This window comes from Providencia rettgeri (genome assembly GCF_023205015.1).
GTDB lineage: Bacteria > Pseudomonadota > Gammaproteobacteria > Enterobacterales > Enterobacteriaceae > Providencia > Providencia rettgeri_E.
In genome coordinates, this window is record NZ_CP096258.1 from 1,971,248 (window position 1) to 1,986,564 (window position 15,317).

Here is a 15,317-nt window from a genome sequence, read left to right on the forward strand (position 1 = left end):
CCTATGTTGAATAACCGAGCGAGCAAAGTAGGAGCCTCTCTGCTGGCTCTTTTTTTTATCTTAACCTATTTATTGCCGTTGAATAGCCGTTTACTTTGGCAACCGGATGAAACTCGATATGCGGAAATTAGCCGTGAAATGTTACAGCGTGGAGATTGGATTGTTCCTTACATGCTGGATGTGCGTTATTTTGAAAAGCCGGTAGCCGGTTACTGGATAAACAATATTAGCCAAATGATCTTTGGTGAAACTAACTTTGCTGTTCGTTTCGGTTCGGTTTTTTGTATTCTTCTTAGTGCATTACTTGTCTATCGTATGGCAAAAATGATGTGGCGTAATAACCACGTTGCTTATGTTGCAAGCCTCATTTATATCTCGATGTTCTTGGTGTTCTCCATCGGGACCTACAGTGTTCTCGACCCAATGTTGTCCTTATGGATAGCAGCAAGTATGTTTTGTTGCTTGTGGGCAATGAAGTCGAGGGAAGTCAAATCTAAATTAGCGGCATGGTTTTGTCTTGGCCTAGCTTGTGGCATGGCCTTTATGACTAAAGGCTTCTTAGCCCTCGCTATTCCAGTGATTGTCATGCTTCCTGTCACAATTTACCAAAAGCGGTTCCTTGAATTACTTAAGTATGGGCCGCTCGCAATCGTTTCTGCGGTTATTATCAGTTTGCCATGGGCATTAGCCGTTGCAAAACAAGAGCCTGATTATTGGCATTATTTCTTTTGGATTGAACACATTAAGCGTTTCACGGCAGATGACGCTCAGCATATAGCACCGTTTTGGTATTATATTCCGATTATCATTCTTGGTGCTATTCCATGGGCTGGGTTGCTACCGGGTGCGCTAATGAAAGGCTGGAAAGAACGAAAGTCTAGCCCCGATATGTTTTTCTTACTGTGCTGGTTTGTTGTTCCGGTTATCTTTTTCAGTATTTCTCGTGGCAAGTTACCTACATATATGTTGCCGTTTATGGCGCCACTTGCATTGCTTATGGCGAAATACGGGGTTGATTGCGTTCGTAATGGTAAAATGAAGGCATTGAAAGCCAACGGGATTATTAATATTGTATTAGGGGTCGCGGCAGTTATCGCGGTTATTGTCATTAGTACGGTGATCAAAAAGCCATTGTACGAACCAGATGAATGGTCAAAAATGGTGTTGGGCGTTGTTGCATTTTCTATCTGGGCGATTATTGGTTATCTATGTACGGTATTAAATGCAAAATACTGGTTATGGGCAGCCTCATGTTCTTTAGCCGTTAGCTTATGTATTGGTGGTGCTTTGCCAAACAACACCATCGATTCTAAATTGCCTCAAAACTTTATTCATCAAAATCATGACTTACTAATGAATAGTAAATACTTGATGGCAAGTAATGTTGGGGTTGCCGCCGGACTTGCGTGGGAGACGCAGAATTCCAATATCTATTTATACAATAGCAGCGGGGAGCTCAGTTATGGTTTGGAATACCCAGATAGCCAACATCGCTTAATTAAGCCAGATCAGTTTGCACAGTGGTTAGAAAAAGCACGCAAAGAAGGGCAGGTAACAGTTGTCTTTTTATTAGGCCGTAAAGAAGGCTTACCTGACATTCCTAAGCCAGATGAAGTTATTAAAAATTCACGTATGGCGATAGTGGTTTACCATCAACAATGATCGTACAACTACTGCTGCTATTGCTTGTGAGTGTTTTGACCTGTGTTGGGCAAGTTGCTCAAAAGCAAGCTGTCGTCAATTGGCAGAGTAAGAAAACCAATAAAACCGCATCAGCCCTTCGGTGGCTGGTGCTGGCGGTTTTCATGCTAGGGCTTGGCATGTTGTTTTGGCTGAAATTATTGGAAACCATGCCGCTGAGTATTGCTTATCCAATGCTAAGTATTAATTTTGTATTAATTACTCTTATTGGGCAGTTTGTGTATAAAGAGCAAACAGGGCTTAATCACTGGTTAGGGGTTGCGGCCATTATGTTTGGTATTTTGCTAATGAGTATCAGCGTATGAATAAGGGCTATTTATGGGTGATTGGCAGCGCGTTATTAGTCACAGTCGCTCAACTGAGCTTAAAAGCAGGGGTAGTTGAACTTCCTTCATTCACACTTGGCTGGCATTGGCTACAATTTGATTGGTTACTGGCTAACATTGCTAGTTTAAGCATTATTTTTTTAGGGTTAGTGTGCTATGCGTTATCGATGCTATGTTGGCTATTCGCATTAAAACACATAGCATTGAATAAAGCTTATCCGCTTATTAGTCTAAGCTATGTTTTCGTTTATTTATTAGCGGTTTTTTTACCTTGGTTTAATGAACCTGCGACAGGGCTAAAGGCCATTGGAATTGGTTTTATTTTATTAGGGGTATGGCTAATTAGTCGGCCTAATAAATCATCAAGTGATAGAACGGAATAATTTCTTAGTTGCTTATATTATCGTCTTCACGCACTATAATATAAGCAAGTTATCGCAATAAGATAGACGAAGAAGGTGCTTTATGGTTATAAAAATACAACACCTCCCACTATTATTGTGTTTGGTTTTAATTGGGTGTTCATCGACACCGGTTAAAAGAACGCCACCACCACCGTTAAAAACACAGTTGTCAGATCCCATCATGACAATAGCGCAATTAAAAGACCAGCTAGAGCAGTGGTATGGTACGCCTTATCATTATGGCGGAATGAATCAAAATGGTGTGGATTGTTCCGGTTTTGTCTATCGCACATTTAACGACCGTTTTGCCATTCAGTTACCTCGAACAACAGTAGATCAAACTCAATTAGGCACACGGATTGATAAATCTGATTTGATGCCAGGGGATTTGGTGTTTTTTAAAACAGGTTCAGGGGAGAATGGATTGCATGTGGGGATTTACGATACCGATAATACATTCATTCACGCATCAACGAGTAAAGGGGTGATCCGTTCATCAATGGATAACGTTTATTGGCGAAAAGTGTTTTGGCAAGCAAGACGTATCTAAATTCACTATTTTATTCAGTGATTATGCTATCTTAAGGGCAAGTTTTGTTTTAAGGATAGCTTAATGTCAACAGTACGTTTACTCATCTCTGGATCCTACGACCCTTGGTTTAACCTTGCGGTTGAAGAAACTATTTTTCGACAAATGCCAACTGACCAACGTGTTATGTTTCTCTGGCGAAATGCTGACACGGTGGTTATCGGGCGTGCGCAGAATCCGTGGAAAGAATGTAACACCCGAAGGATGGAAGAAGATAATGTTCGTTTAGCTCGGCGTAGTAGTGGTGGTGGCGCTGTTTTTCATGACTTAGGTAATACCTGTTTTACGTTTATGGCAGGAAAGCCGGAATATGATAAAACGGTGTCTACACAAATTATTGTTGATGGGCTGGCGCTTGTCGGTATTAACGCAGAAATATCAGGTCGTAATGATTTAGTCTTAGAGACTGAAAGTGGCCCGCGAAAAATTTCGGGGTCTGCATACCGAGAAACGAAAGATAGAGGTTTTCATCATGGAACCTTACTGATTAATGCAGATTTAGGTCGCTTAGCAAATTATCTGAATCCAGATCCTAAAAAATTACAGGCCAAAGGGATCACTTCTGTACGTTCTCGTGTGGCGAATTTATCAGAGCTTGTCCCCCATATTTCTCATGAAATTGTTTGCGAAGGAATAATTAAGAGCTTTTTTAATTACTTCGGTGAAACGGTCGAAGCAGAGTATATCTCCCCTGCAAAACTACCTGACTTGCCAAATTTTGCAGAAACCTTTGCTAAACAAAGTAGTTGGGAGTGGAATTTTGGACAAGCACCCGCTTTCTCCCATTATTCAGATACCCGTTTTCCTTGGGGAGGAGTCGAGTTTCATTTCGATATCGAAAAAGGTGTGATAAATCGCTGTCAGTTTTTTACGGATAGCTTAGACCCATCTCCTTTGGAGTGGTTAAGTGAGCAATTGGCGGGTAAAGCATATCAAACAGAAACGATACGCGCTTTGAGCAAAGAGATGGCCGTGAAATGGCCGCAATTGCAAGGACAGTTGGCCGATTTAGAAAACTGGTTAGTCCATGAGTTAAGTTAAAAAAAGAGCCGATATAATCGGCTCAGACATAGACTATAAAATTGCAAATAATTAATAGGAAAGGACGTTCGAAAATAATTAGTTATGACAGTTACAGGTCATAAAGCTTTTGCATTCAGGTAACTCACCTGATTGGCGAAATTTTGCAGGGGTTGTATCAAAGTGTTTCTTAAAGATACGGGTAAATGTCGCCTGTGAACTGAAGCCATATTGCAATGCGATATCAAGAATTGGTAAGTTACCTTCACGTAATGATTTAGCTGCTTCTAATAAACGACGTTTACGGACGTATTCGCCAAGCGTGCAACCTTTCATTTCTTTGAAAACACGCTGTAAATGCCATTTTGAATAACCGCTTTTATCGGCAATTGTGTCGATTTTGATGCCTTCATTGCGCTGCAACTGGCTTTCAAGCCATTTAACAATATCGTTGACTACACTTTCTGACATATTTACCTCCTACTCAAGTAGGCTATTGTTCATTAATAACTAATAATAACTCACGAAATTAGGGTCTATTCTTCCTGTTTTTCCGATATATCGATAGGCTAAACGTGCGGTTTTTTAATGAGAATAGCTATCACTACAATAGATGTTGAAAAAATTAACATTTTAAACATACACTATTGTATGTTTAAAATTCTTTAAATTCAAGTGATTGCATTTTATTTGTTATTTTTTTAGGTGGTGGTAAGGCACTATGTTCATTATGTTCAAAATAATTGTCCAAGCTATTCGAAATTATTAACCAAGTAAACAATTGAAAAATTATTGTTTCTTTTATAATCGTTTTTTTATAACAATAGACAGGAAATCCCGAGGTAAATTATTCTGGTGGATAATCGCCATAACTGGCAATTTTTTAGGAGGGATCACTCATGTAAGTGAATTAAAGGGTTCTATGGTAAATTTCATCTCTAGCTTAATCCCCATTTGGGGTTGGAAGGTATTCAGAAAATTACCATTAGAAGCCCATTTATCTATTTATTATTCTTTTATTTTATGCGAGATATAGAAAGAATTTGTTTGCTCCATTCTATTTGTTCTGGTGTGCCTTCTATGCGCTGGCCATACATTTGAATAATTTGGTTACCTTGGGTATCAAAGACCTCAAGGCTTGTTACAAAGCCATCTTTAGTTGGCTTGCGTGTGACCCAGCACTCAGAAATGCCACTTTCAATGAGATGAAGTTTAAAGTTTGTACTTGAAATATTTAACCAATCAGTTTGAGAGCTTTCAACAGAGAGTGATGATAGTTCATTTATTTTTCCTGTAAATATTTGCACGCATCCACGGTTTCCTACAAAGAGCATCACTTCATTTTGTGCTTGGTATGCAAGGGAAAGCAGATCAGATAAGGCCGTTGAAGGTACTTGCCATGCTAATTCTTGGCTAACAGCGCGAAAAACTTGCTGACGACTTAGATTGTGTTTCTTTAATATGCCAAAAAACTGATGAACATTTGTCATATCACGCCATTGCTGTTCTAATTGAGAGGCGAGTTCTTCGCTGATTTTCTGTTCTGAAAATGGTGAAATGGTTTTAGGTTCTATAGGCGGATTCTCTGATGTGCTGTAGCGTTCTATCAAGGCTTGCCAAGCCGCTATATCAGTGTTGTCGGTGGAAAAAACCTTGTGTAAAGAATCTCCATATTTATCGAAAAATTGAATGCTGTGGCGAGTTCCCTCTGACGTTTTTTCAGAGAGTGCAAAAATTGAACTCCATTGTGCAAAGAACATACGTAAGTCTAATGCTTTAGGGTTTAGAAATAGCCCACCGTGATTGCTAAATTTCGGGTTATTATATGCACCTGTTTGAATACTAACAGCGTACTGATTACGAGTGATCCCTATAGCTTTCCCTATTGTGGTTAAATCTTGTAGGATATCAACAGGTTTACTGACCAATCGTTGAACATTATCTTTGCCGACACGACAATGAATTAATTGGGCTTCTGATACGCCAAGTAAGGCCGCTATTTCTTGGGCGTGCTTATGAGTGTACGTTTTTTTAGCTTGTAGGTAATCATGATAGAGGTCTGAATTCACAAGTTTTTCCTTAATAAAATGACAAAACACAGTGATGAGTTATCAACTGACAACCGATTTATTTCTATACTGCAGATAAATTCAATAAAATCAGTTGATAACATGGTTTTTTACTACTTAACTACCAGTTGTAATTTATGTTGATATAAAAGTTTCGGCCTTCCTGAGGAACTCCCATAGAAGAGACATATTGCTTATCAAATGCATTTTTCATTGTGAGAGTCGAACTTAATCCTTTTATGAATTGATCTGCTTGGTAATTTACATAGAAATCATGAATGCTATAGCCTGCATGCTGAATGACTTCTTTATGATAACGATCTAAACCTTGGCTTGATTTGTGATGCCACTTTTTATATTTATCATTACCTTGAAGTTGAGTTTTTGCAGAGAATTCCCCAATCCAGCCTAGAGTAAAGCCAGTACTAGCAACCGGTATATTTAACCGAGTCGTTAGTGTTTCAGGGCGTATAGACGAAAGAGAATAATGAGAGCTGTCTTCTCTACCTGTGGTTTTATTGTGATTGATATTTAATTCAAACCATGGTGTTCTGTAGCTTATAAAGCTATCGATGCCATAAATGGATGCGCTGGGAATATTGATATAATAAAGCTCATCGGGGAACCATTGGCCATACCTTGGCGTATAGAGGCCTTCAAGGGCAATATGGTTTTTAGATTTGGTCTTAAAGTAGGTTGAACCAAATTGAAGGTCGCTATTATCAATAAGTACCCCATCAAAACTGAATTTTACGCCTGTTTCGAGGGTTTTATTCGTTTCTGGACGTAAATCAGGCGATGGGCGAAAGTTTGAGCGAGTGCCAAAAAAAGGTATAGTGAAATGGTTTGAATTATTATAAAGCTCAGACATACGTGGAGTACGGTATGCCTCAGCGTATGATGAAAAAAGATTGAGCCAATGGGTTGGAGTAATACTAACAGCCATACGGGATGACAAGTTGGTATGTTTACTTTCAGGGAAATTATTCCTCGATGCGCGGTATTGTGTAAAGCGCGTTCCAATTGATAAAGTTAACGGTAATTGATGCAATGTCATGTCATTAACCAACCAGCCTGACATGTTGTCGAGTTCTGCTGGTGGATAACTTATTGCGTACTGATTTGACGTTTGCTTTTGCTGATAATATTCGAAACCACTTTGAATATGATGATTTACCCAGTTATGCATAGGTAAAGTGAAGCTATTAGTAAATTTAGTCCCATAGGTATATTGATTGCGAGCTTCAGAACCATACTCTTTTGGTTTTTTCTTGATCTTAACTGTATCAGTTTGATCTAAATATAAATCTGTATAATAAATATCCCACTGAGCTTGCCAATTTATCTCATTTTTGGGTGTAAAAAATTGGCTAATGGCAATATCTCGCTGATGGCTTTGCCTTTCATGCGGTGTATTTGGATATCTATTTTTTTCTGTGGGTTTAGCGGGTTGTTTTACCCCTAAACTATTGTTGCGATATTCTTTTAATTGTAACGTCAAATAATATGAAGGGTGGGCAAGCCAGCTGCTTTTGAGCATCCAGTTATTTAGCTGTTCAGTATTATCAACGTTTTCAAATTCGGGTGAGCCGAGTAGGTACTTTTTACGTTGACTGTAGCTGAATAGGGTATCCGTTGATTCAGTTCTGCCCAACAGCGTTGCACCTGCATAGTAACCGTGGTTATTACGGTTAATACCGCTGAATACCTGACCGCCGAATTTTTGCCCAGGTTTTAATATATCAGCTGCAGTTATTGTTTTGAATGAGACAACCCCAGCCAATGCACCGCCGCCATGATGTACAGATGATGCACCTTTATGGATAAATACTTTTTTTATTAAGGTGGGGTCAATAAATGTAGCTTCATATAGGCCTGAATAAAAGTCCTGAGTGATATTATCAACAGTAACTTTCACGCCTCGTGAATCATAACCTCGCATTTGAATGCCTTGGCCATAAGTGCTATTGGAACCAGAAACAAAGACCCCAGCTTGGCCTTTTAGTAAATCTAAGGCGGATGTTGCAGATTGATATTCAGGTGATTTTGCATCAATGACATCGACTTGTTCTGCTACAGCGATATTTTCTAAACTAAGAGGGGAGCTAGAAACATGAATAATGTCCCGAGTATCCGTTTTTGACATTGTATTTGTAGGTGATGAATTTTCAGCCAAAACTGTGTTACTAAACCCAGTCATGACGACAGTAGCAGCAAGCGCGGAGAATGATATTTTGTGTTCTTGATGGGCTGATGTAGAGATCGATTTAAACAACATAGGAAATCCTTTCCTTTGGTTTCAGAATTTGCTGGCTGCCTGGATAAATTATCTGGGTGGCATGCAATAAGTATTTACGTAACGTATTTGTTTATTTGAACTATTTGGTTCTGTAATGTTGTAGCGAATAGCAGGGGCTAGGCTACTGGTGATCTAACGGATAAATTCGTTCGTAGTGAGAATTATTATCGTTAGTGAGTGGTGGGTCAAGATATTTCTGGATTAAAATATCGTTATCTTGTAATTAACTGAATTATTATATCGCAGTGGTTATATTTAAATGATAATTATATTTTTTTGAATATAAAAAGCCCTTTAGTGTTTATTTTACTAAAGGGCTTATCGTAAGAAATAAGTTGGAATTATGGGGGTTATTTAAAACGAGACTCAACAGCTTGAGCAAGAATTTCAATAAGTTGTTCGGTATCTTCCCAGCCAAGGCATGGATCGGTAATCGATTGACCATAAACTAGCGGTTGGTCAGAAACCACTTTTTGTGTACCTTCAATTAAGAAGCTTTCTGCCATCACTCCACTGATAGCGGTCGAGCCATCTTTTATTTGTTCCGCAATATCTCGTGCAACTTCGAGTTGGCGACGATGAATTTTTTGGCAATTACCATGACTGAAATCGACCACTAAATGCTCTGGCAATTCAAACTTACGTAGTTTGTCGCAAGCTGCGGCTAAGTCACCGGCAGTGTAATTCGGCTGTTTGCCGCCACGCATAATAATATGCCCATGCGGGTTACCACTGGTTTGGTAAATGGTCATTTGCCCGTTTTTATCCGGTGATAAAAACATATGCTGTGCTTTTGCCGCTCTTATCGCATCAATAGCAATATTTATATTACCGTCAGTCCCATTTTTGAATCCAACCGGGCAAGACAGTGCGGATGCCATTTCACGGTGGATTTGGCTCTCTGTTGTACGGGCTCCAATAGCTCCCCAACTAATGAGGTCTGCAATATATTGTCCAGTAACCATATCAAGAAATTCGGTTGCTGTAGCTAGCCCTAATTGATTAACTTCAATCAGTAACTTACGTGCTAAGCGGATGCCTGTATTGACTTGGCAAGAGTTGTCGAGGTTAGGATCAGAAATTAACCCTTTCCAACCAACCACAGTACGTGGTTTTTCAAAGTAAGTTCGCATGACAATTTCTAAACGGTCTTGATGGCGTTCTCTTAATACATTTAATTTTTTCGCGTATTCAATCGCGGCATCAATGTCATGAATCGAACAAGGGCCGACAATGACAAGTAGACGAGGATCTTTACCAGATAGAATTTGTTCAATTCTTTTACGTGACGTTGTCACGTTATCAGCCACTTTTTGGGAAATGGGAAACTCATCAGCGAGAGTTTGTGGGGTAATTAAGCTATCCACTCTCGCAGTACGTAATTCATCAGTTTTGTGCATTTTCTTTCTCAAAGAACTTTAATAGGCATATGCCCTATAAGTGATTAAGATCACAATAAACGAATGTGGCTTAATTTCAACCTCCAACTTAGCAGGAATGAATATTTTTTTTATTTGTATTCATTAAAATATTCGTCTTTGTAAGCCCATGGTATCAATCACTTTTGCAGAAATTTCTTCAACAGAATAGTTCGTCGTGTTTAAGTAATTGATTTTATTTTGTCGAAATAAAGCTTCAACTTCCGCTATCTCAATACGACATTGTCTGATGGAGGCATAACGGCTATTTTCACGGCGCTCTTCACGAATGGCTGCTAACCGTTCAGGGCTGATCGTTAAACCGAATAACTTATGAGTATATGGGCGCAACGCGGCAGGTAACTGTAAGTTATCCATATCATCAGCCGTAAACGGGTAATTTGCGGCTTGGATCCCAAATTGCATCGCTAAATAGAGGCTTGTCGGCGTTTTACCGCAACGTGAAACACCAATAAGTATCACTTGGGCTTGGTCTAAATTACGTAAAGAAATCCCATCGTCATGAGCTAGTGTGTATTCAATAGCAGCTATACGTGCATCATATTGATTCATATTCTGCATAGACAAACCATGAGTTCGGTTGAGTTTTGGCTCAGGTTCTAGGCCAACTTCCTTTTGAATTGGCGCGACTAAACTTTGGACGATATCTTGGCAAAACCCAGCACTTTGGGTGATGATTTGCTTTACTTCAGGGGAGATAATCGAATAGAACACTAAAGGGCGTAGCTGGGTTTCTTGGAAAATAACATCAATTTTTTGTTTAATTTCCTGTGCGCGGGTTTCGCTCGTCACAAACGGCAGAGTATAAGAAATAAATGACAGAGGAAATTGAGAAAGTACGGCGTGCCCCAAAGTTTCAGCGGTGATCGCGGTTCCATCAGAAATAAAGAAAACAGTACGTTGAACTTGGCTTGCCATATTATTCATTGTTCCTAATTCGGTCATCATTATTTGTCTCTTATTGTATTTATCACTGGATATTGGGAGATATTATCTTTGTTTAAAGTTTAAAAATTAGTTTATAGGGGGAACTATAGCCATTTTTTGAACGATTTTTAGAACAAAAAAGTTTTCTTCAGTGATGGAACGATTCACTAGTCCATCTTCTCTTATCGTCTGTGCTAGTCTATTTCACGAGGCGAATTTTCGCCAACGAGATTTTTTACGATTTGTACTCTGTCACTAAATTGCTATAAAAGGATCGCTTTCAATGTCCACAAATGGCCTCACTCCGTGTAATGTACTTTGGTATAACCAATTAGGGATGAATGATGTTGACCGTGTCGGAGGCAAAAATGCTTCTCTCGGTGAAATGATCACTAACTTATCTGATCTGGGAGTATCCGTACCTAACGGTTTCGCGACAACCGCACAGGCGTTTAATGATTTTCTGGAGCAGAGCGGTGTAAATCAGCGCATTTATAACCTGCTAGATGAAACGGATATTGATGATGTGAACCAACTGGCTGTAGCAGGTGCTCAGATCCGTCAATGGGTGATTGATACTCCACTGACGAAGGAGTTGGAACAAGATATTCGTGATGCATTCGCGCAACTGTCAGAAGGTGAAGCGGAAGCCTCATTTGCAGTTCGCTCATCGGCAACCGCAGAGGATATGCCTGACGCTTCGTTTGCAGGGCAACAGGAAACATTCCTTAACGTTCAAGGGATAGACGCAGTATTAGTTGCGATTAAACACGTTTTTGCTTCACTGTTTAATGACCGTGCGATTTCATATCGTGTTCACCAAGGTTATGATCACCGTGGTGTCGCACTTTCCGCTGGTATTCAACGGATGGTACGTTCAGATCTAGCCTCATCTGGCGTTATGTTTACGATTGATACTGAATCGGGCTTCGACCAAGTGGTATTTATCACCTCTGCGTATGGTTTAGGTGAGATGGTGGTGCAAGGCGCTGTGAACCCAGATGAATTTTATGTCCATAAGCCAACACTAACAAATAGCCGTCCCGCGATTGTGCGTCGTACACTGGGCTCTAAAAAATTACAAATGGTGTATGCCAACAGTAAAGAGCACGGTAAACAAGTACAAATCGAAGATGTGCCAGAAGCGCTACGCAATCGTTTCTCTTTAGCTGATCATGAAGTTGAAGAACTGGCTCGCCAAGCTTTGCAGATTGAAAAACACTACGGTCGTCCAATGGATATCGAGTGGGCTAAAGATGGCCACAATGGGCGTTTATACATTGTGCAAGCAAGGCCAGAAACCGTTCGCTCTAATCAACAAGTGATGGAGCGTTATCAATTAAAACAACAAGGACAAGTTTTAGTTGAAGGACGTGCAATTGGTCATCGCATTGGCTCTGGGGTTGTTAAAGTCATTCATAACTTGAGTGAGATGGATAGAATTCAGGCCGGTGATGTACTTGTTACCGATATGACTGACCCTGATTGGGAACCTATCATGAAAAAAGCGGCTGCGATTGTGACGAATCGTGGTGGACGTACTTGCCATGCTGCAATTATCGCTCGCGAATTAGGTATCCCAGCCGTTGTGGGATGTGGTGATGCGACTGACCGTTTGCATGAAGGCCAAGAGGTGACCGTTTCTTGTTCAGAAGGGGATACGGGCTTTGTGTATGAAGGTAAATTGGCATTTGAAATTCACAGTTCTGAAGTGAGTGATATGCCAAATCTGGATGTCAAAATCATGATGAACGTGGGTAACCCTGATCGTGCATTTGATTTTGCTTGCTTACCTAATGAAGGCGTGGGCTTAGCAAGACTTGAGTTTATCATCAATCGTATGATTGGTGTTCACCCAAGAGCACTGCTGGAGTTTGATAAACAATCTCCTGAGCTGCAAGCCGAAATTCGCCAAATGATGGCGGGTTATGATGATCCGATTGAGTTTTATATTGGTAAATTAACCGAAGGAATCTCGACTCTAGCCGCGGCTTTCTGGCCAAAACGCGTTATTGTCCGTTTATCTGACTTCAAGTCAAATGAATATGCCAATTTAGTCGGCGGGGATATTTATGAGCCTGAAGAAGAGAACCCAATGCTAGGTTTCCGTGGTGCTGGCCGTTATGTGTCTGACAGCTTCCGTGCCTGTTTTGCATTAGAGTGTGAAGCGGTGAAACGTGTTCGTAATACGATGGGCCTAACGAATGTTGAAGTCATGATCCCATTTGTGCGTACCGTTGCACAAGCGGAGTCAGTAATAGCAGAACTGGCGAAACATGATTTGAAACGCGGTGAAAACGGTCTAAAAGTTATTATGATGTGCGAAATACCATCAAATGCTTTACTGGCGGACCAATTCCTCGAACATTTTGACGGTTTCTCTATTGGTTCGAATGATATGACTCAGTTAACATTAGGCCTTGATAGGGACTCAGGTGTTGTTTCTGAATTATTCGATGAACGAAACGATGCAGTTAAAGCGATGTTATCCATGGCGATACAAGCTGCAAAACGCCAAAACAAATATGTAGGCATTTGTGGTCAAGGGCCATCCGACCATCAAGACTTCGCCCAGTGGCTGGTAGATGAAGGCATTGATAGTTTATCTTTAAACCCCGATACTGTCGTACAAACGTGGTTAACGATAGCTGAAAATCAATAGTTATCTCATTTATTAATTATCAGGCTGAATGTGAATAACATTCAGCCTTTTCATTTACTTGATTAAAATGACCTATTGTAGAAATTGATAAATACGATTATCAGTAGATTAATATTAAACAGTTCTGGATAACTGTTCATATAATACTTCTTGGGTATAAGAAAAAAATAAATTAAATATAATTACCCGCATTATGTGTATTAAGTTTTACAAGAGAAACATATCCTAAATAGGCGTAACGAAACTTAATTAATTATATAACGCTAAAGGAGTAAGATTACTGATAATAATGACAGAAATTGATGTTAATCAATAATTATAAACTGATGTTCTGATTGTGACATGAATAGTATTCATATTAAATTAAGATAAAAAAAAAGCCTATCATGGGCTGACAGGCAAAGACTACACACAGCAATTTAGTTAATAAAACCACGCCTAGAAGGGGATGGCATAGTTTTTTAGATCTAGATAATTGAATAATCGAATGTTAAACCATTCATATTATACTATCATTAAGAACACTCTCAATATTAATATTAATCATTGTTACTTAACGAGAATTAATTCAATAGATTTATGTTAACATAAATTAGGCTAAATACTAACGTTAGAATGTTAAATATTGTTTCTAAATATTAATGAGCGGCATTTATTAAGTTAGCAGGCATGCATAGCTTGAACATGCCTGCAACTAATTTAGTGCTATACTACTTTTTAATCGAAAACTCTTCTTCTAGAAACTTTTCAGTTTCTGTTAAGTCTTCATTTGGAACAGCGACTTCATTCATCCAAGCTTTTAGTAAGCTATATGAAACAGCTAATACAACTGGGCCAATAAACAACCCAATCATACCAAATGATAGAATTCCACCAATAACACCAATAAGGATCAAAACCATTGGTAAGTCTGCACCCATTTTAATTAACCATGGGCGTAGAACGCCATCCATGGTAGCAACAACTGCGGCCCATATAGCAAGAATAATTCCCCAGGTTGTATCACCTGTCCAAAACAGCCAAATGACGGATGGCACCATAATGAGTAGAGGCCCCAATTGCGCCACACAGCATATAAACAACAAGACAGTCAAGATGGCGGCATAACCAATACCCGACAAGGCAAGTCCAATTCCCCCGACGATGGCTTGAATTAGCGCGGTGACGACCACACCAAGGGCAACAGCCCGAATCGATTGCGCTGCTAACACGACAGCTGCATCCCCACGGATCCCAGCAAGACGTACAGCAAAGTGGCGGATGCCAACCATCACTGATTCACCTTTAAGGTAAAGCAAACCACTAAACAACAGCATGAGCATCAAATGAAAAACAAATCGTCCCGCGCTAATAGCTTGAGTGGCAAACCACCCTGCAGCTTGGCCAAAGTAGGGTTGAATTTTAGCCAGTAAAGCATTACCACCACTGGCGACTAAACTATGCCATGCATAGTAAATTTTCTCACCGACCATTGGGATGGTATTTAGCCATTCTAAATCAGGCAATGTTAGGCTAGATGGTGATTTGGCTAAATCAATAAGTGGGGTACTATTTTCAATAATGCTGCCGATGAGAATACCTAATGGGATAACGAATAGCAGTAATATAAGAAGAACCATCACTAATGTCGCTAACCAGCGCTTGTGCCATAAGCGAGCTTCTAGCTTTAATAATAGTGGCCAAGTAGCAATGACCATCATTCCAGCCCATACAAAGCCAAGAATAAATGGATTAAGTACCCAAAAGCAGGCTGCTATCATTAAAACGATGGATAATAGGCCGAAAATAAGTTTGGGAAGATCCAAGCGTTTTTGCGATTTTTCCATTAATGACTGATCCTTTACAAATGAAAATTCTGCGTGTGTGGCAAGTTTTTAGGTG

At 39.7% G+C, this 15,317-nt stretch carries 12 protein-coding genes; 6 read left to right on the plus strand and 6 right to left on the minus strand.

All coding sequences use genetic code 11. The features are described from left to right. Positions 1-3: 3 nt before the first annotated feature. From arnT to M0M83_RS09070, 5 genes are all read left to right on the plus strand, one after another. Complete coding sequence (arnT, locus tag M0M83_RS09050) at positions 4-1,662, plus strand: lipid IV(A) 4-amino-4-deoxy-L-arabinosyltransferase (RefSeq protein WP_248468320.1); 1,659 nt, start codon at positions 4-6, stop codon at positions 1,660-1,662. Next, positions 1,659-2,006 carry a 4-amino-4-deoxy-L-arabinose-phosphoundecaprenol flippase subunit ArnE gene (arnE, locus tag M0M83_RS09055; RefSeq protein ID WP_213913264.1) on the plus strand — a complete coding sequence of 116 codons (348 nt, stop codon included), beginning with the start codon at positions 1,659-1,661 and terminating at the stop codon, positions 2,004-2,006. The genes arnT and arnE overlap by 4 nt, the downstream gene beginning before the upstream one ends. Beyond that, positions 2,003-2,410, plus strand: coding sequence for a 4-amino-4-deoxy-L-arabinose-phosphoundecaprenol flippase subunit ArnF (arnF, locus tag M0M83_RS09060; protein WP_125890955.1), 408 nt, complete (start codon positions 2,003-2,005; stop codon positions 2,408-2,410). Before arnE ends, arnF begins: the two co-directional genes overlap by 4 nt. Before the next feature lie 82 nt (positions 2,411-2,492). After that, positions 2,493-2,981 (plus strand): C40 family peptidase, encoded by a 489-nt coding sequence (locus M0M83_RS09065; protein ID WP_125890956.1) that lies wholly within the window; start codon positions 2,493-2,495, stop codon positions 2,979-2,981. 63 nt (positions 2,982-3,044) lie between these two features. Next, a complete protein-coding gene (locus tag M0M83_RS09070) occupies positions 3,045-4,061 on the plus strand; it encodes a lipoate--protein ligase (protein ID WP_248468328.1) in 1,017 nt (338 codons plus the stop codon). A 78-nt stretch (positions 4,062-4,139) separates the two neighbouring features. Here M0M83_RS09070 and M0M83_RS09075 read toward each other — a convergent pair whose 3' ends face one another. The 5 genes from M0M83_RS09075 to ppsR all read right to left on the minus strand — a co-directional run bounded on the left by M0M83_RS09075 (position 4,140) and on the right by ppsR (position 10,792). Further along, a complete protein-coding gene (locus M0M83_RS09075; RefSeq protein ID WP_125890958.1) occupies positions 4,140-4,511 on the minus strand; it encodes a helix-turn-helix domain-containing protein in 372 nt (123 codons plus the stop codon). A 545-nt stretch (positions 4,512-5,056) separates the two neighbouring features. Beyond that, complete coding sequence (locus tag M0M83_RS09080) at positions 5,057-6,109, minus strand: hemin-degrading factor (RefSeq protein ID WP_213913262.1); 1,053 nt, start codon at positions 6,107-6,109, stop codon at positions 5,057-5,059. Positions 6,110-6,230: 121 nt separating this feature from the next. Further along, positions 6,231-8,387, minus strand: a complete 2,157-nt coding sequence (locus M0M83_RS09085) for a TonB-dependent receptor domain-containing protein (protein WP_248468330.1) — start codon at positions 8,385-8,387, stop codon at positions 6,231-6,233. Between the two features lie 371 nt (positions 8,388-8,758). Next, entirely contained in the window at positions 8,759-9,808 is a 1,050-nt protein-coding gene (locus M0M83_RS09090) for a 3-deoxy-7-phosphoheptulonate synthase (protein ID WP_248468331.1), read from the minus strand. 123 nt (positions 9,809-9,931) lie between these two features. Beyond that, positions 9,932-10,792, minus strand: coding sequence for a posphoenolpyruvate synthetase regulatory kinase/phosphorylase PpsR (gene ppsR, locus M0M83_RS09095; protein WP_413776180.1), 861 nt, complete (start codon positions 10,790-10,792; stop codon positions 9,932-9,934). A gap of 265 nt (positions 10,793-11,057) precedes the next feature. Here ppsR and ppsA point away from each other — a divergent pair, with 265 nt between their 5' ends. Continuing rightward, complete coding sequence (gene ppsA / locus M0M83_RS09100; protein ID WP_213913259.1) at positions 11,058-13,436, plus strand: phosphoenolpyruvate synthase; 2,379 nt, start codon at positions 11,058-11,060, stop codon at positions 13,434-13,436. 710 nt (positions 13,437-14,146) lie between these two features. Here the strand turns inward: ppsA and ydiK are convergent. Continuing rightward, a complete protein-coding gene (gene ydiK / locus M0M83_RS09105; protein WP_125890964.1) occupies positions 14,147-15,262 on the minus strand; it encodes an AI-2E family transporter YdiK in 1,116 nt (371 codons plus the stop codon). Positions 15,263-15,317: the final 55 nt, after the last annotated feature.

Excerpts from the sequence above, each read along its gene's own strand:
- arnT (WP_248468320.1), top strand. The coding sequence starts at position 4 with ATGTTGAATAACCGAGCGAGCAAAGTAGGAGCCTCTCTGCTGGCTCTT.
- arnE (WP_213913264.1), top strand. The coding sequence starts at position 1,659 with ATGATCGTACAACTACTGCTGCTATTGCTTGTGAGTGTTTTGACCTGT.
- arnF (WP_125890955.1), top strand. The coding sequence starts at position 2,003 with ATGAATAAGGGCTATTTATGGGTGATTGGCAGCGCGTTATTAGTCACA.
- M0M83_RS09065 (WP_125890956.1), top strand. The coding sequence starts at position 2,493 with ATGGTTATAAAAATACAACACCTCCCACTATTATTGTGTTTGGTTTTA.
- M0M83_RS09070 (WP_248468328.1), top strand. The coding sequence starts at position 3,045 with ATGTCAACAGTACGTTTACTCATCTCTGGATCCTACGACCCTTGGTTT.
- M0M83_RS09075 (WP_125890958.1), bottom strand. The coding sequence starts at position 4,511 with ATGTCAGAAAGTGTAGTCAACGATATTGTTAAATGGCTTGAAAGCCAG.
- M0M83_RS09085 (WP_248468330.1), bottom strand. The coding sequence starts at position 8,387 with ATGTTGTTTAAATCGATCTCTACATCAGCCCATCAAGAACACAAAATA.
- M0M83_RS09090 (WP_248468331.1), bottom strand. The coding sequence starts at position 9,808 with ATGCACAAAACTGATGAATTACGTACTGCGAGAGTGGATAGCTTAATT.
- ppsR (WP_413776180.1), bottom strand. The coding sequence starts at position 10,792 with ATGACCGAATTAGGAACAATGAATAATATGGCAAGCCAAGTTCAACGT.
- ppsA (WP_213913259.1), top strand. The coding sequence starts at position 11,058 with ATGTCCACAAATGGCCTCACTCCGTGTAATGTACTTTGGTATAACCAA.
- ydiK (WP_125890964.1), bottom strand. The coding sequence starts at position 15,262 with ATGGAAAAATCGCAAAAACGCTTGGATCTTCCCAAACTTATTTTCGGC.